General features: G+C 64.7%; 13 protein-coding genes. 5 read left to right on the top strand and 8 right to left on the bottom strand.

Annotation, left to right across the window (positions count from 1 at the left end):
* Positions 1 to 314 precede the first annotated feature (314 nt).
* The 6 genes from AB1K63_RS01095 to fsa are packed head-to-tail and all read right to left on the bottom strand — an operon-like array spanning position 315 to position 7,379.
* On the bottom strand, positions 315 to 1,748 hold the full coding sequence (locus tag AB1K63_RS01095; protein ID WP_366958053.1) for an aldehyde dehydrogenase family protein: 1,434 nt from the start codon (positions 1,746 to 1,748) through the stop codon (positions 315 to 317).
* 52 nt (positions 1,749 to 1,800) lie between these two features.
* Positions 1,801 to 2,739, bottom strand: a complete 939-nt coding sequence (locus AB1K63_RS01090) for a D-2-hydroxyacid dehydrogenase (protein WP_366958052.1) — start codon at positions 2,737 to 2,739, stop codon at positions 1,801 to 1,803.
* Positions 2,736 to 4,172 (bottom strand): cysteine--tRNA ligase, encoded by a 1,437-nt coding sequence (gene cysS / locus AB1K63_RS01085; protein WP_366958051.1) that lies wholly within the window; start codon positions 4,170 to 4,172, stop codon positions 2,736 to 2,738. The genes AB1K63_RS01090 and cysS overlap by 4 nt, the downstream gene beginning before the upstream one ends.
* 54 nt (positions 4,173 to 4,226) lie before the next feature.
* On the bottom strand, positions 4,227 to 4,901 hold the full coding sequence (locus tag AB1K63_RS01080) for a nitroreductase (protein WP_366958050.1): 675 nt from the start codon (positions 4,899 to 4,901) through the stop codon (positions 4,227 to 4,229).
* Positions 4,898 to 6,721 (bottom strand): cobaltochelatase subunit CobT, encoded by a 1,824-nt coding sequence (gene cobT / locus AB1K63_RS01075; protein WP_366958049.1) that lies wholly within the window; start codon positions 6,719 to 6,721, stop codon positions 4,898 to 4,900. Before cobT ends, AB1K63_RS01080 begins: the two co-directional genes overlap by 4 nt.
* Before the next feature lie 4 nt (positions 6,722 to 6,725).
* Complete coding sequence (fsa, locus tag AB1K63_RS01070; protein WP_366958047.1) at positions 6,726 to 7,379, bottom strand: fructose-6-phosphate aldolase; 654 nt, start codon at positions 7,377 to 7,379, stop codon at positions 6,726 to 6,728.
* Between the two features lie 97 nt (positions 7,380 to 7,476).
* On the opposite strand from fsa, the gene AB1K63_RS01065 reads away from it, so the two are divergent.
* Positions 7,477 to 8,100: a DUF2490 domain-containing protein gene (locus AB1K63_RS01065; protein WP_366958045.1), complete on the top strand. Its 624-nt coding sequence runs from the start codon at positions 7,477 to 7,479 to the stop codon at positions 8,098 to 8,100.
* 6 nt (positions 8,101 to 8,106) lie between these two features.
* Here AB1K63_RS01065 and AB1K63_RS01060 read toward each other — a convergent pair whose 3' ends face one another.
* Positions 8,107 to 9,243, bottom strand: a complete 1,137-nt coding sequence (locus AB1K63_RS01060; RefSeq protein WP_366958044.1) for a hypothetical protein — start codon at positions 9,241 to 9,243, stop codon at positions 8,107 to 8,109.
* Between the two features lie 80 nt (positions 9,244 to 9,323).
* Positions 9,324 to 10,019, bottom strand: a complete 696-nt coding sequence (locus tag AB1K63_RS01055) for a DUF4197 domain-containing protein (RefSeq protein WP_366958043.1) — start codon at positions 10,017 to 10,019, stop codon at positions 9,324 to 9,326.
* Between the two features lie 56 nt (positions 10,020 to 10,075).
* Here AB1K63_RS01055 and AB1K63_RS01050 point away from each other — a divergent pair, with 56 nt between their 5' ends.
* The 4 genes from AB1K63_RS01050 (at position 10,076) to AB1K63_RS01035 (ending at position 16,178) form a co-directional block, all read left to right on the top strand.
* Positions 10,076 to 12,241 (top strand): primosomal protein N', encoded by a 2,166-nt coding sequence (locus AB1K63_RS01050; protein ID WP_366958042.1) that lies wholly within the window; start codon positions 10,076 to 10,078, stop codon positions 12,239 to 12,241.
* Between the two features lie 69 nt (positions 12,242 to 12,310).
* The gene (locus AB1K63_RS01045) at positions 12,311 to 13,891 is read left to right on the top strand and encodes a hypothetical protein (protein ID WP_366958041.1); all 1,581 of its coding nucleotides are present in this window, start codon (positions 12,311 to 12,313) and stop codon (positions 13,889 to 13,891) included.
* 42 nt (positions 13,892 to 13,933) lie between these two features.
* Positions 13,934 to 14,560: an SOS response-associated peptidase family protein gene (locus AB1K63_RS01040; protein WP_366958040.1), complete on the top strand. Its 627-nt coding sequence runs from the start codon at positions 13,934 to 13,936 to the stop codon at positions 14,558 to 14,560.
* A 43-nt stretch (positions 14,561 to 14,603) separates the two neighbouring features.
* Positions 14,604 to 16,178 carry a cryptochrome/photolyase family protein gene (locus AB1K63_RS01035; protein ID WP_366958039.1) on the top strand — a complete coding sequence of 525 codons (1,575 nt, stop codon included), beginning with the start codon at positions 14,604 to 14,606 and terminating at the stop codon, positions 16,176 to 16,178.
* Positions 16,179 to 16,195: the final 17 nt, after the last annotated feature.

The following is a 16,195-nucleotide window of genomic DNA, read 5'->3' as shown; positions in this document are numbered from 1 at the left end:
GTCGTCGCGCTTGGCCTGCCGGGGCACCTGCGAATGCAACCCCTTGCTATTACGGAATTATCCGGATTTCGGCGCATGTAGCAGATGCTCACAAACCGTCCGTTCCCCCTTTCGTTTCAAAGGCATACAGCGGTCCATGTCCGGTTGACAGCGGGGCCGATGACGGGCCTACCTGCAATCGGGGAAGAGAGAGGCAACCATCATGAAACTCGCGATCGTCGGACTGTTCGGGTTCCTGCTGTGGGCAACGGGGGCGACGGCGCAGGTCTTCTGACCGCGCGCCGCCCGGCCAGTCCGTCCGACAATACGCCCCGTCACCCGCGCCGGATGACGAGGTTGCGGATCTCCGTCATGTCTTCCATCGCGAAGCGCACGCCTTCGCGCCCCAGCCCCGAGTTCTTCACCCCGCCATAGGGCATGTTGTCCACGCGGTAGCTGGGGATCTCGTTCACGCAGATGCCGCCGACTTCCAGCCGGTCCCACGCGTCCAGCACCTTGAACAGGTCGCGCGTGAAGATGCCTGCCTGCAGGCCGAACTCGCTGCGGTTCACTTCCGCCAGCGCCTCGTCGAAATCGGAGAACTTCATCAGCACCGCCGCCGGACCGAAGGCCTCCTCGTTGACGATCTTCGCGTCCCGGTCGACATCCTCCAGCAGGGTCGCTTCCAGCATCAGCCCGTCGCGCCCGCCGCCGCACAGGAGCGTTGCACCGTTCGCGACCGCCTCGTCGATCCAGCCCTTCAGGCGCTTCGCATCGTCCTCGTCGATCATCGGGCCGATGAAGGTGTCGCGGTCCTTGGGGTCGCCTGCCTTCAGGCTCTTCGCTTCCTCCACCAGCATGTCGCGGAAACGGTCGTACACGTCCTCGTGGATCAGGATGCGCTGGACCGAAATGCAGCTCTGGCCCGACTGGTAGTAGGTGCCCTTGATGACCCGCTGCAGCGCATCCTCCAGGTCGGCGTCGTGGTCGATCACAACCGCGGCATTGCCGCCCAGTTCCATCACGACCTTCTTCTTGCCCGCCTTCGCCTTGAGTGCCCAGCCGACCGCATCCGACCCGGTGAAGCTCAGCAGTTTGAGGCGTTCGTCCACCGTGAACAACTCCGCCCCGTCGCGCGAGCAGGGCAGGATGGAGAACGCGCCTTCGGGCAGGTCGGTTTCGGCCAGCACCTCCCCGATGATGAGCGCGCCCAGCGGCGTCTTGCTGGCAGGCTTGAGAATGAAGGGGCAGCCGACCGCGATCGCCGGCGCGATCTTGTGCGCGGCAAGGTTCAGGGGGAAGTTGAACGGGCTGATGAAGCTGCACGGGCCGAGCGGCACGCGCTTCCAGATGCTCTGGTATCCGCGGGCGCGCTCGGAAATGTCGAGCGGCATGACCTCGCCGCCCAGCCTGACGGACTCCTCCGCCGCGATCCGGAAGGTGTCGATCAGGCGGGTGACCTCGCCCTCGCTGTCGCCGATCGGCTTCCCGGCCTCGACGCACAGGGCGTAGGCCAGCTCGTCGAAGCGTTCCTTGAACCGGTCGACGCAATGATCGAGCACGGCCTTGCGTTCGTAGCTGGCCATGCGCGCCATCGGTTCGGTCGCCTCGACCGTGCCGACGATGCCCCGGTCGATGATCTCCGGCGTGGCGAGCGCGGTGCGGAAGGCGACTTCGCCGGTAAACTTGTCCGTCACCGAAAGGTCGGTGTTGGGCTGCTCCGCCTTGTTGCACAGGTAGAGGGGATAGGTGTCGGCGAGCTGCGCCATGGGAGTCTCCTTCGTTCGAGACACCAACGGCGGCCCCGCCCCTGCCGTTCCTTCAATATCCCAGCCGCAAGTCCATCTGCGGGCTCACCGGCTCGCCCGCCTGCCACCGCGCGAGGTTCTCGATAAACCGGTCCGCGCTGCGCTTGAACATGAGCGTCTGTGCCCGGCCCGAAAGATGCATGGTGACCTGCGCGTTCTCAAGCGACCAGAGCGGGTGGTCCTGCGGCAGCGGCTCGGGGTCCGTCACGTCCAGCAGCGCCGCCTCGATCCGCTTCGTGCGAAGCGCCTCGACCAGCGCGTCCTGGTCCACCACCGTGCCGCGCGCGATGTTCACCAGCACGGCCTCGCGCTTCATCGCTGCGAGTTCCTCAGCGCCGATCATGCCCTCGGTTTCCGGCGTCGCCGGGACCGCCAGGATGATCCAGTCGAACTCGCCCAGCCGATCGCGCCACTCGTCCGGGCCGAGCGTGCCCGGCCCCGGGGAACGGCGCACCACGGTAACCTCCGCGTCGAACGCGGAAAGGCGGCGTTCGACTAGCTTGCCGATCGCGCCATAGCCGAGGAGCAGCGCCTTCGATCCGGCGAGCTCCCGCTTGCCCGGGCTGTCCTGCAGCCACTCGTGCCGGTCCTGCGCGCGCACGACGTCGCGGTAGCCCTTGGCATGGGCCAGCATCAGCATGACCGTGTATTCGGCGATGGTGATCGCATTGATGCCCGCACCGTTGGTCACCACCACGCCGCGCTCGGCGAGGATATCCAGCGGCAGGAAATCGAGCCCGGCATAAATCGAGTTCAACCAGCGAAGCCGCGTCGCCGCGCGCGCGACTTCCACCATCGGTTCTGGCTGCTGGAAATCGAACCAGCCGATCTCGGCCTCTGGCGCCAGTTCCAGCGCCTCCTCCTTCGACATGAACCAGCGTGCCTCGATCCCGTCGGGCAGGCGCGGCTCGACCAGCGGCCGGATCAGCGAAGAGAGGACGGCAACGGTCACAGCGCCCACTCCCAGCCCAGCGGGTCGCCGTCCATGACCTCGACACCCTTGCCGGCAAGCTCGGCACGGATCGCATCGGATGTCGCGAAATCCTTCGCGGCGCGGGCTTCCCGGCGGCGGACGAGCTGCGCCTCTATCTCCTCCTCGCGCAGTTCGGCACTGGCAGGCCGCAGGCGCAAATCGGTACGTGACAGGGCGAACAGCTCCAGCCCGAGCACCGCATCCATTTCCTCGACGACGGCGCGTTTGACCGATCCGTCGACCTTCTTGACCGCGAGTGCCTCTTCCAGCGCCACGAGCGCGATGGGCGTGTTGAGATCGTCGGATACGGCTACGGCGAACTTTTCGCGGAGAGGTGCGAACTTCGGATGCTCCGGACTTCCCGCCCCGTCCTCCTTCAGCCGCTCCGCCGCCATCACCATGCGCTTGAGCCGGGTCAGCGCCGCACCGAGCCCATCCCACGTGAATTCGAGTTCGCTGCGGTAGTGGGCCTGCAGGCAGAGGAGGCGATATGCGAGCGGATGGAAACCCCGGTCGACCAGTGCCTGGAGCGTCAGGAACTCGCCGCTCGACTTGCTCATCTTGCCCAGTTCGCCGCTGCGCCGGTCGACCAGGAAGTTGTTGTGCATCCAGATGTTCGCGCCCGATTTCTCGGAGCAGTTGTGGGCCTGGTTCTGCGCGATCTCGTTCGGGTGGTGGATCTCCCTGTGATCGATCCCGCCGGTGTGGATATCGAACGGATGGCCGAGCAGCTCGGCGCTCATCACGCTGCATTCGATATGCCAGCCCGGCGCCCCGCGGCCCCACGGGCTGTCCCATTCCATCTGGCGGGTTTCCCCGGAGGGAGTCGTGCGCCAGATCGCGAAGTCGGCCGCGTTGCGCTTGCCCTCGACCGTCTCGATCCGGCCCTCGCCCTCGTCGGTAACGGCACGGGCCAGCCGGCCGTAATCGGGCACGGTCGAGACATCGAAATATAGCCCGCTTTCGAGGCGATAGCAGTGCTTTTCCTCGATCGACTTGCCCCATTCGATCATCGCCTCGACATAGTCGGTCGCCTTGGGATGTTGCGGCTTGCGGACGTTCAGCCGGGCGAGATCGTCCTCGAATACCTGCTGGTAATGGGCCGCGATATCCCACGCGCTCTTGCCGGCTTTTGCCGCGGCCTTCTCCATCTTGTCGTCGCCCGCATCGGCGTCGCTCGTCAGGTGGCCGACATCAGTGATGTTGACCACGTGGGTAAGGTCGTACCCGGCCCAGCGCAGGGCGCGGCCCAGCGTGTCCGCAAAGATGTAGGCGCGCATGTTGCCGACATGCTGGTAGTTGTAGACCGTCGGACCGCAGGTATAGACGCGCGCTTCGCCCGGGTGGATCGGTTCGAAGGTTTCCAAACTGCGCGTGAGCGAGTTGAAGAGCGAGAGAGTGCGCTGTGTCATGCGCGGCGCAATCGCACCGGCATCATTCCAGCGCAAGCGCCGGAATGGGGAACTTCAGTCCCAACCCTCCCAGCGGATCGCCTCGTCCAGCGAAGCGCGCCTGACGTCGAACCTGTTCACCGGATCGTCCGGGTCCCGGTAGCCGATCGCGACGCCGCAGAAGAAGATGTGATCGTCCGGAATGTCGACGACCTCGCGGATCTGCGGCGAATAGACCGCCCATGCTTCCTGGAAGCAGCAGTCCAGCCCTTCCTCGCGCAGCAGCAGGGCGATCGTCTGCAGCCACATGCCGATGTCCGACCATTGCGGCGGCCCCATATATTTGGGCGTATGGACCAGCATCAGGACCGGTGCCCCGAAGGCCTGGAAATTGCGCGCGAACCACATCAGGCGCTTGCCCTTCTCTTCCCGGGCAATCTCCAGCGCGCCGTACAGGTCCTCTCCCACGCCGAACCGGCGTTCCTCGTAGGCGCCATCGAGTTCGGGCGGATAGATATGGTACTCCGGCTGGTGCGCACCGCGCCCCTTGGGAAACTCCTCGGCGATCCGGGAGAACAGGCGCTGCATCGGATCGCCGGTGAGGACGATCCCGTGCCAGGGCTGCGTATTGCCGCCCGAGGGAGCACGTCGCGCCTTTTCGAGGATGCGGGTGAGGACATCCCGATCGACAGGCGTATCGAGAAATGCGCGGACCGAACGGCGGGTCACGACGGCGTCCGAGACGTTCATGTCTCCACCTCGAACAGGCCGGCAAGCTGTTCGATGATGGTGCCGCCCAGCTGCTCGACATCCATGATCGTGACGGACCGACGGTAATACCGCGTCACATCGTGACCGATGCCGATCGCGGCGAGCTGGACCGGCGACTGCTTCTCGATCCATTCGATGACGCGGCGCAGGTGCTGTTCGAGATAGCCGGCGGAATTCACGCTGAGCGTGCTGTCATCGACCGGGGCGCCGTCGCTGATCACCATCAGGATGCGGCGGTCTTCCGGCCGGGCCAGCAGGCGCTGGTGCGCCCATAGCAGCGCCTCGCCATCGATATTCTCCTTGAGCAGCCCTTCGCGCATCATCAGGCCGAGGTTGCGACGCGCGCGGCGCCACGGTTCGTCCGCCTTCTTGTAGACGATGTGCCGCAAATCGTTGAGCCGTCCGGGGTTGGGCGGCTTGCCGTCCGCGAGCCAGCTTTCGCGCGCCTGCCCGCCCTTCCAGGCGCGCGTGGTGAAGCCAAGGATCTCGGTCTTCACACCGCAGCGCTCCAGCGTGCGCGCAAGGATGTCCGCACTGATCGCGGCAATGCTGATCGGACGGCCGCGCATCGATCCCGAATTGTCGATCAGCAGGGTGACGATCGTGTCCTTGAACTCGGTATCCCGCTCGACCTTGTAGCTCAGCGAATGGCCGGGGCTGATGACCACGCGCGCCAGCCGCGCCGCATCCAGCATGCCCTCTTCCTGGTCGAAGTCCCAGCTGCGGTTCTGCTGGGCCATCAGGCGGCGCTGGAGCCGGTTGGCGAGCTTCGTGACGACCGATTGCAGCCCGGTCAGCTGGCTGTCGAGATACTGGCGCAGGCGGTCGAGTTCCTCGCTGTCGCACAGTTCCGGCGCCTCGATGACCTCGTCGAACCGGTCGGTGAAGAAGCTGTATTCGAAATCGCCGGGAATATCTGTCCACGGCCGGTTCGGGCGGACAGGCTGCATGCTGCCCTCGCCATCTTCACCCGGCTCCCCATCGGCGTCGTCCTGCGAGATTTCAGATTCGCCGTCGGCGTCGCCGTCGCCTTCGCCCTCGGCCATCTCGCCGGCCATTTCGGTGGCCTGCGGTTCCTCGGATCCGGACTCTTCCTCGTCGCCTTCGTCGTCCTGTTCTTCCGGGCCGTCCTCTTCGTCGCCGCCGTCATCCGCGTCGGGCGTTTCGTCCGACGGGCGGGTGAGTTCCAGCTGGCGCAGCAGGTCGAGCGTCAGGCTCTGGAACGCGCGCTGGTCGTCCAGCGAAAGCGCCAGCGCCTCGAAATCGCCGCCCGTCTTTTCCTCGATGAAGGTGCGGACCATGTCGACGCCCGCCTGCGCCCGGACCGGAATGTCCGCGCCGGTCAGTTTTTCGCGCAGCAGCAACCCCAGCGCCGTCTGCAACGGTACGTCGTTCGCGCTCTGCGCCCGGGCAATGGGATCGGATGCCGTCCGCAGTTCGACCGCGGCATCGAGATTGTCGCGGATCCCGCCGAAGGCATTGGCACCCAGTGCCTCGTACCGCACCTGCTCGACAGCGTCGTAGCATGCGCGTGCGACCGGCTCGGGCGGCGCTTCCGCCTCGTGCAGTGCGGCGTCGTGATGGCGCAGCTTCAGTGCGAAGCTGTCGGCAAAGCCGCGGGCCTCGCCCGCCTGTCCGGCCGGCAGGGTGCGGCCCGGCAAGGGCACCCGGAAGTTGCGGCCGGACGCGCTCGGCGCATCCGCGCTCCAGGCGACTTCCACTTCCGGTTCGCGCGCAAGCGCGCGCGCCGTGCCGGTCAGCGCACGCTTGAAACGGTCCAGGTCGGTTTCGTCGGCCAAGTTGTCAGGCGATCTTCTGTCCGGTCTTTTCCCAGTCGGCGAGGAAACCTTCGATGCCCTTGTCCGTCAGGATGTGGTTGGCGAGCTGCCTGATTACCTTGGGCGGCATGGTCGCCACGTCGGCGCCGATCAGCGCGCTTTCCAGCACATGTCCGGGATGACGGATGCTGGCGACGAGTATCTCTGTGTCGAAATCGTAATTGTCGTAGATCTGGCGAATGTCGCGGATCAGGTCCATCCCGTCGAACCCGTTATCGTCGTGCCGGCCAACGAACGGGCTGATGAAAGTCGCGCCGGCCTTGGCGGCCAGCAATGCCTGGTTGGCCGAAAAACACAGCGTGACGTTCACCATCGTGCCGTCGCGGGTCAGCGCGTTGCAGGTCTTCAGGCCATCCATGGTCAGGGGGACCTTGATGCAGACGTTGTCCGCGATCTTACGCAGCACTTCGGCCTCGCGCATCATGCCTTCATGGTCGAGCGCCACGACTTCGGCGCTGACGGGGCCATCGGTCAGTTCGCAGATTTCCCGCGTCACTTCCATGAAGTCGCGACCGGACTTGTGAATGAGGCTCGGATTGGTGGTGACGCCATCGAGCAGGCCGGTGGAGGCCAGTTCCTTGATGTCGTCGATTTCGGCGGTATCGGCGAAGAATTGCATGGAATATGTCAACCTTGTAACATAGCTGTAATCAAACTGTCACACGGGCGCCGAAACCGGACGATCGACCGGACCGGCACAAAGGATCCTGTTCCCCATGCGCAGCCTGACACTTGCAGCCTTGGCCCTGCTTTTGCAACCGGCCGTGGCCCATGCCGATGAAAGCGAATTCTGGCTGGAACTGGGCGCATCGGGTGAAGTGGCGGACGGCGTCTCCGCGAAGTTCGAGGTGGAACAGCGCCGACGCACCGGTCCCGACGAGTATATCGTGGGGGCCGTGGCCGATGTTAGTGTCGGAAACGGTTTCGAGATCGGCGGCGGCATGGAAATCCACGATATCGCCGGCCTGACGGAAATCCGCCCCTATCAGCAGCTGACCTACTCCGCCGGGCCGCTCGAACTGCGCAGCCGGATCGAGGAACGGTTTTACGACGGGGCAGACCAGATGGCCCTGCGCCTGCGCCAGCGCGTGCAACTGAGCGATGAAATCGCACCAAGGCTCAGCGCCAGTGGATCGGTCGAACTCCTGTACCAGCTGCGCGACCGGACCGATGGCGGCCCGCAGCGGATCGACCAGTGGCGCCTCAATGCGGGGCTGCAATACAGCGTCTTGCCCGAAATGAACGTGACCGCCGGCTATCTCTACCAGATCCGCCCGCGCGACGACGGCAACACGCGCCGCACCCATGTGCCCCAACTGGCACTGACCTACAGGTTCTGAGCGACGCTACGCGCCGTAACTTGCTTCGAAAATCTCGTCGCAGAAGAAGTAGGTAGCGCCATCGTGGCGTTCGATACGCGTGATCACGCCGTCGATGTTCTCCGCAACCTTGCGAACTCCGCCCTCCATGTAAGGGATCTTCTCGACCTTATCGACCTGGCGGCGTTCGCTACCGTCCGGGTTCACCACGAACCCCAATGCTGTAAGCCGGCGGGCCACAACGTCCACCGGTTCCGCGAAGCGAATTCCGTCTCCCCACACGCCGTGGGATTCCTCGACGAAGGTGGTGAAAGCGCCCAGCACCGTCAGGCCGTTCCAGCGGCCCCTCGCGTCGGCCTCCACCCTGACGACGCTTTCCCATTCCTTTTCCGGCCGGACGATGCGTCCGGTCGTACGGGTTTGGGTCCCGGGAACCGTCGTGGTGGCGGGAACGGTCAGATAGGATTTGGGGTCGAACGAATACGAGCCTTCCATGAAGCGTTGCCAGCCATCGCTGAACTGGCACCGCCGCGGGTTCTTGAAATCTAGCCAGCCGAACGAAGGCAGATCGGCGTTTGCCAGCGTGGCCTGCCCCGCAGTCGAACTCGCCGGGTAGATCCCGTCGGCCACCAGCCGCCTCGCCAGCGTATCGACCTGCCCTTGTTGCTGTTGCATGTCGGCCTGTCCGATCCGGATCGACCCCAGCATTTCGAACATCCGGTCCGTCAGGCCCATGTCGCCGTCGGCGAAGCGACTGCCCAGCTCGGCATAACGCCACGCATCGGCGTCCGAACCGCCATATTTCCGGGTGTAGTACGCCGCCCAGTAGAAGCCCAGCGGCGTGCCGTTCATTCCGGCCCGGGCGAAATAGTCCGGCACATCCTTCTTGCACGGGGATCGCTGCGTGAAATTAAGGATGCGCGAAGGACCCTCGGGCGGCTCGATCGCACACATCGCGGCCAGCACGAACCAGTCGTCCCCGTTGAAAGTCTCGCCGGCCTTCTGCCGTTTGCGCAGCGCCTTGCGGATTTTCTTCCAGTCGCCGTACTTGGCGGTGTAGGGATCCATGATGGTGTCCCAGTCACGCGCGTCCGCCGTTGACGACAGGCCGATGCCGCCTAGCGCGGTCGTGGCGATGGCAAGCGCGAAAACGAGCGATTTCATGGTTCCCCCCCGGGTGTTTTTCCGGGGAGAGGCTAGCAAATCGGCCGGAAAGTTCAAATCCGGCCCGGGCCGAACCGACGCTAGAGCCGCGAACCGACGCCCAGGACGCCGATCAGGACAGGATCGTTGGTGCTGCGCGGATCGCGCCGGATGGCGGCTTCCTCGGTCCCCATTTCCTGCCAGATGGCATCGTTGATCGTGCTGCCGAACCGATTGGCGATACCGGCGACGTCCACGCCCGTCAGGCCGGAGATAACCTGGCCGATCGCCGGATTGTTCGCGATGCGCATGGCATCGCCGAGCTCCGGGACCATCGCCTGGACCAGAGTGTCACCCAGTTCCCCGCGCAGGAAGCCGGTTGCCGCAGTAGGCCCGCCGCGAATCAGCGCCTCTGCCGCGTCGAAGCCCACGAGACGCACCGCATCCGCCACCAGCGGCGCGGCCCGTTCGGCGCCCCTGATCGCGACATCCGCGAACGCATCCTCAAGCTGGCGCTTGAACACGGTGCTCGTCAGCACGCCGGCAAGGATGTCGCCCCGCGTGCCGAGGATATTGCCGAGCCCGACCTGCGCGACCTGCCGGTCCCAGAACCCGTCGGGCGCGGTCAGACGGGCGAAGGCCCGCTCGCTCGACAGGAACAGGAGGCGGCGCACGGCGTCGGTCAGGCTGTAACCGCCCATCCCTTGGCAACCGCCGAGAAACACCAGGCCCGTGGCCGACGCGCCCACCAGGAACGCCCTCCGCCCGTGGGGGCGCATCTGATCAATTCCGGACATTGCCGTCTCCTTGCCTTGTTATTCCCGCCTGCAACTTGCCATATTGGCAGCGCTCCATGAACCGTGTCCGACTCCTTGTCTTCAACGCCGCGCTCGGCCCGCTGGATTATCGTGTGCCCGACGGCATGACCGTCGAGCCCGGCGCGATGGTGCTCGCCCCCCTGGGGCCGCGCCAGATCGTTGGGATAGCATGGGAGGAGGACCGCCTCCCGACGGAGCCGGTGGCGGATGCCAAGCTGCGCCCCCTCCTTCAGGTGCTGCCCGTTCCCCCCGTCAGTTTCGAGCTGCGGCGGCTGATCGAGTGGACCGCGGACTATTACTGCGCGTCGCTGGCATCGGTCGCGCGCATGGTCATCGCGTCGGGCGGCGCGCTGTCGGGGCCGCGGACCACGACCGAATACCGCCTGTCGGGCCTCGAGCCGGACCGCATGACGGCCAAGCGGGAACAGGCGATGGACGCGCTGCAGGGCGAACAGGCGACCATTCGCGAGCTGGCGGAACTGGCCGATGTTTCGGACGGCGTCTTGCGCGGCCTCGTCAACCAGGGGGTCCTCGAACCGGTCGAAGTCGATATCGACCGGCCCTACCCCAAGGCGGATCCCGGACACGCCCAGGTGGAACTGAGCGCAGTGCAGCAGGACGTTGCCGCGGAACTCGTTACCGCAGTCGAGAAGCGCGAATTCGCGCCGATCCTGCTCGACGGCGTGACCGGCTCCGGCAAGACCGAGACCTATTTCGAACCCATCGCCGCGGCCCTGCGCGCGAAGCGGCAGACGCTGGTCCTCCTGCCCGAAATCGCCCTGACGGAAGCGTTCCTGCGGCGGTTCGAGGATCGCTTCGGGGCGCCGCCGATCGTGTGGCACAGCTCGCTCAAGTCGACCGAACGCCGCCGCGCCTGGCGGGCGATCGCGGAAGGCCGGGCGCAGGTCGTGGTCGGCGCCCGGTCGGCGCTGTTCCTGCCCTATGCCGCGCTGGGTCTCATCGTTGTCGATGAAGCGCACGAAATCAGTTTCAAACAGGATGACGGCGTTCGCTACAATGCACGCGACGTCGCCGTGATGCGGGCGCGGTTCGAAGGCATCCCCGTGGTCCTCGCCAGCGCCACCCCCGCGCTGGAGACGATGCAGATGGCGGAGAGCGGGACCTACCGGAAGCTCGACCTTCCCAGCCGGTTCGGCGGCGCGCAGATGCCCGACATCAAGCTGGTCAATCTGACCGAGGAAAAGCCGGAACCCGGACGCTGGCTGGCGCCGCCCCTGACGCGCGAAATGTTCAAGCGGCTGGAAAAGCAGGAACAGACGCTGCTGTTCCTCAACCGGCGCGGCTACGCCCCGCTGACGCTGTGCCGCAATTGCGGCTTCCGCTTCCAGTGCGACAATTGCAGCGCCTGGCTGGTCGAGCACCGGTTCAGCCGCAAGCTCGCCTGCCATCACTGCGGTCACGAGACCGCGCCTCCCGCGACCTGCCCCGAATGCGGCGAGAAGGACTGCCTCGTCGCCTGCGGTCCGGGCGTGGAGCGGATCGCGGACGAGGTGGCGGAGATCCTGCCGGACGCCCGGGTGGCTGTGGCGACGAGCGATACGCTCAGTTCGCCCGAGAAAGCGGCCCAGTTCGTCGCCAGCGCCGAAGCGAAGGAGATCGACGTCATCGTCGGCACCCAGCTTGTAACCAAGGGCTTCCACTTTCCCGACCTGACGCTCGTCGGCGTGGTCGATGCGGATCTCGGCCTCGAAGGGGGCGACCTGCGCGCGGCCGAACGCACCTACCAGCAGGTCGCGCAGGTCGCCGGGCGCGCCGGCCGCGGGGAGAAGCCGGGCGAGGTCCTGATCCAGACACGGCACCCGGAGGCACCGGTCATCGCGGCACTCGCCGATGGCGACCGCGACGCCTTCTACGAGGCCGAAACCGAAGCCCGCCGCCACGCGGGTGCCCCGCCCTTCGGCCGCTGGGCCGCCATCATCGTGTCGTCCGAGGACGAGGCCGAAGCGAAGGAAGCGGCCCGCGCGATCGGCGGCACCCGGCCGGACCATCCCGAAATCGCCGTGCTCGGCCCCGCGCCCGCCCCCATGGCATTGCTGCGCGGACGCTATCGCTATCGCCTGCTGCTCAACGCCCGCCGCAGCGCGCAGGTGCAGGACGTGATCCGGCAATGGCTCGGCCAGCTCCAGTTCCCGCGCGGCGTCCGGGTCAGCGTGGACATCGACCCCTACAGCTTCGTTTGAACTGGCTGATTAAAAAGGAGGTTGCGAAGCCAGTGCAGGGCCGCCATTCTACCGAGGAGGGGAGAACTCATGCATTTTTTCGCGAAAGTCGCCGCTGCTTTTCTGGCTATCGGGCTGGCACCTGCAGCCTTGGCAGACACTTGGCATCGCGCCGATACCCATCACTTCCGGATCTATAGCGATGGTAGCAAGTCCGATCTGGAAGATTTTGCCCGCGAGGTCGAAAAATTCGATGCTCTTCTTCGGATGCTGTTCAAGAGACCCGTGGTCGACCAACCAACCAAGCTCGATATTTACATGGTGTCCAGCGCCAATCAGGTCGAAAACCTGCACGGGAGCGAAAATGTCGCCGGGTTCTACCGCCCCAGCGTCGAAGGCAGCTTTGCGGTCAGTAACCGGGAGCAGACACGTAACAAGTTCTCTCTCTCCGGCAAGGAAACCCTTTTCCACGAGTACGCACATCATTTCTTCTTCAACAATTTCTCGATCCCAGCGCCTGCATGGTTCGTGGAGGGTTTTGCGGAATTTGTGGCAACGGCGGAATTCAAGAAGAACGATGAATGGTACTTTGGAAAACCAGCGCACCATCGCGCTGGAGAGATCGAGTACTTCGGAGCTATCGACGTTCGTGATTTGCTCACAAAGCCTGCTAGCGAGATCGAAGGGGGAGCCCGCAACGCTTTCTACGGCTGGAGTTGGATTCTCACGCACATGCTTTATTCGAAGGAAAGAGAGCATGGCGATCAGCTTGGCCGGTATCTCGGCCTGATCAATTCCGGGATCGATCCGTTGATCGCTGCGGAGCAAGCCTTCGGCGATCTCGATAAGCTCGACAGCCAGATGCGCAGCTATCCCAAACAGCGGATGACATATTCGAAATCCAGCAGTCCGCTGAAATATCGTGATGCAATCGAAATCGTCTCTCTGGATGATGCAGCGTCAAAGCTTGTTGAACTGGAAATGGAAGTCCTTAGCCCCGCTTCGCTCTTGGAAGCACGGGATGAACTGGCCGATCTGGCAACCCACGATGCCGCTTTGGCGCAAACTCATTACCTTCTCGGGCTCGCCGAATACCGTTTGGCGAACGGTGAAGGACGCGACGGTGATGAAACTGCCTCGTCGGATACCACCGCTGCTCTCGCTTCGTTCGAAAAAGCACTGGAACTCGATCCGGACCACCCGCACGCAAACGTCTACAGCGCGATCATGGAAGTCGATCGCCTCTCGGAAGCCGGAGATTACGAAAACGAAGGGTGGGATCAGGCCCGCCAGAAGATGCTTCTGGCAAACAAGGCCGATCCGCTCGATCCCTTCCCGCTGTATCATTTTGCCAGAAGCTTCGATCGACAGGGCAAGCGCAGCGAATACACCGGCATCTCCTACGAGGCTGCGTTTGCTATGGCGCCCGAGGCGGTCGAAGCACGCGTAGCTTACGCCCACCACCTGGCCAATGAAGGCAATTTCGAAGAAGCGATCGGTCTGGTGCGCTTTCTGGCCAATGATCCACACAGGGGCGCCTACGGAAAGGCCGTACTGGAGCGGTTCGAAAACATGCGAGATAGGGGGTCCGCTTCGCAAAGTGATGGAATAGAGGATGTAATCGAGGATGCCGAAGAAGGCTTGGACGCGGACGCAGATGCGGAACAATAGGGTTCTGTCCGCAAGGCCAGAACCACGGCGGGCCTTCCGACCATGTGTAACCTCTACCGCATGACGCGAAACGTCGACGAGGTTGCGCGGCTGTTCGATATTACGGGGGCGTCCGGGGCGAATTTCGCGGACGAGGTCTATCCCGGCTATCCCGGCCTCGTGGTGCTGCCCGACCGGATCGCGTCGATGGTCTGGGGTTTCCCCCTTCAGCGCAAGGGCGCGAAGGGGCAGCCGCTCAAGCCCAAGCCGATCAACAACGCCCGGACGGACAAGCTTGGCGGCGGCTTCTGGCGCAGCAGTTTCGAAAGCCGGCGCTGCCTCATCCCCATGGACGCCTTTGCCGAGGCCGAAGGGCCGGCAGGCGGCAAGACCCGGACCTGGTTCCGCGTTCCCGACCGCCCGCTGTTCGCCTGCGCCGGCATCTGGCGCAATTCGGACGAATGGGGGGAAAGCTATTCGCTGGTGATGACCGAGGCGAGCGCAGCCGTGGACGGCGTGCACGACCGGATGCCGGTCATCCTGTCCCCGGAAGGGGAATCGGTCTGGCTGGGCGCCGATCCGCAGGCCGCCCTGGGCCTGTGCCGTCCGTGGGAAGGTCCGCTATCCATCGAGCGGACGGCCGAGCCGTGGACGAAATCGCGCAAACCGGAACAGCCGTCGCTCCTGTAGGCTGCAGACAGGCACCGACCCCCTTCGCGCGCGTTCACCCCGCATGCCTTCCGAAAAAGACCAGCCGATCCTCGTCCCGATCCTCGGCGACCAGCTGACCCGCACGCTCGCGTCCCTGCGCGGGCGGACCAAGGACGATACGGTCGTCCTGATGATGGAGGTCATGGACGAGGCGACCTACGTCAAGCATCACAAGCAGAAGATCGTGCTGATCTTCTCCGCCATGCGCCACTTCGCCGCGGAGCTGGAAGATGCGGGCTGGACGGTCGATTACGTACGCCTCGATGATGACGGGAATGCGGGCAGTTTCACCGGGGAAGTCGCCCGCGCGGTAGAGGAACATGATCCGCGCGCCATCCATGTCGTGGAAGCGGGCGAATGGCGGGTCCAGCAGCAGATGGAGGAATGGGCGGACAAGTTCGATTGCGAAGTCGAGATCCTGCCCGACGACCGGTTCGTCTGCCCCATAGCGGAGTTCCGCGAATGGGCGGACGGGCGCGAGGCGCACCTGACGATGGAGAGCTTCTACCGCGACATGCGGCGCAAGACCGGCCTGCTGATGAACGAGGACGGCAAGCCGGCTGGCGGCGACTGGAATTTCGACAAGGACAATCGCGAACCACCCCCGAAGGACGGCCTCGACCCTCCCCCGCGCCCGACATTCGAACCCGACGATATCACGCGCGAGGTCATCGAACTGGTCGAGGACCGGTTCGGGGACCATTTCGGCAGCCTGGAAAGCTTCGAATGGCCGGTGACGCGCGATCAGGCGGAAAAGGCCGCGGATGCGTTTCTCTCCGAACGGCTGGAGAAGTTCGGCCCGTACGAGGACGCGATGGTCCACGGGCAGGACGACCTCTATCACTCGATCCTCTCGACCAGCCTCAATCTGGGCCTGCTCGATCCGATCGACCTGTGCGAACGCGCGGAGAAACTCTACCGGGACGGCAAGGCGCCGATCAATTCGGTCGAGGGTTTCGTGCGGCAGATCATCGGCTGGCGCGAATATATCCGCGGCTTCTACTGGTACCACATGCCCCACCTGCAAAAGGCCAACGCGCTCAACGCGCAGCGCGGCCTGCCGGAGTTCTTCTGGACCGGTGAAACGGACATGCGGTGTCTTGCGGACTGCATCCGGTCGACCCGCGACAATGCCCACGCGCATCATATCCAGCGGCTGATGGTACTCGGCAATTTCTGCCTGCTGGCGGGGATCGATCCGTCGGAAGTCCAGGACTGGTACCTGGTCGTCTATGCCGACGCCTACGAGTGGGTCGAGCTGCCCAATGTCGCCGCGATGATCCTCTACGCCGATGGCGGCAAGTTGGCGACCAAGCCCTATGCCGCGTCGGGCAACTACATCAACAAGATGTCCGACTACTGCAAGGAATGCACCTATTCGGTCAGCAAGAAGACGGGCGAAGGATCCTGCCCCTTCAACTCGCTGTACTGGCATTTCATGGACCGCCATCGCGACCGGCTGGAAAGCAATCACCGGGTCGGCCGGGTCTATGCGACCTGGGACCGGATGGGCGACGAGAAGAAGGACGCCTATCGCGATACCGCCCAGGCCTTCCTCGACGGGCTGACGCCGGCAGGACCGGATTACGCGCGCTGAACGCCGCCCCGCGCGGG

The organism is Qipengyuania sp. JC766 (assembly GCF_040717445.1).
Classification (GTDB): Bacteria; Pseudomonadota; Alphaproteobacteria; order Sphingomonadales; family Sphingomonadaceae; genus JC766.
Note: the sequence above shows the minus strand (reverse complement) of the source record. Positions and strands in the feature narration are given on the sequence as shown.

What these genes read in the sequence shown, in the direction of transcription:
- AB1K63_RS01095 (WP_366958053.1), bottom strand. Translation starts at nt 1,748, where the DNA reads ATGGCGCAGCTCGCCGACACCTATCCCCTCTACCTGTGCAACAAGGCG.
- cysS (WP_366958051.1), bottom strand. Translation starts at nt 4,172, where the DNA reads ATGACACAGCGCACTCTCTCGCTCTTCAACTCGCTCACGCGCAGTTTG.
- AB1K63_RS01080 (WP_366958050.1), bottom strand. Translation starts at nt 4,901, where the DNA reads ATGAACGTCTCGGACGCCGTCGTGACCCGCCGTTCGGTCCGCGCATTT.
- fsa (WP_366958047.1), bottom strand. Translation starts at nt 7,379, where the DNA reads ATGCAATTCTTCGCCGATACCGCCGAAATCGACGACATCAAGGAACTG.
- AB1K63_RS01065 (WP_366958045.1), top strand. Translation starts at nt 7,477, where the DNA reads ATGCGCAGCCTGACACTTGCAGCCTTGGCCCTGCTTTTGCAACCGGCC.
- AB1K63_RS01060 (WP_366958044.1), bottom strand. Translation starts at nt 9,243, where the DNA reads ATGAAATCGCTCGTTTTCGCGCTTGCCATCGCCACGACCGCGCTAGGC.
- AB1K63_RS01055 (WP_366958043.1), bottom strand. Translation starts at nt 10,019, where the DNA reads ATGTCCGGAATTGATCAGATGCGCCCCCACGGGCGGAGGGCGTTCCTG.
- AB1K63_RS01050 (WP_366958042.1), top strand. Translation starts at nt 10,076, where the DNA reads ATGAACCGTGTCCGACTCCTTGTCTTCAACGCCGCGCTCGGCCCGCTG.
- AB1K63_RS01045 (WP_366958041.1), top strand. Translation starts at nt 12,311, where the DNA reads ATGCATTTTTTCGCGAAAGTCGCCGCTGCTTTTCTGGCTATCGGGCTG.
- AB1K63_RS01040 (WP_366958040.1), top strand. Translation starts at nt 13,934, where the DNA reads ATGTGTAACCTCTACCGCATGACGCGAAACGTCGACGAGGTTGCGCGG.
- AB1K63_RS01035 (WP_366958039.1), top strand. Translation starts at nt 14,604, where the DNA reads ATGCCTTCCGAAAAAGACCAGCCGATCCTCGTCCCGATCCTCGGCGAC.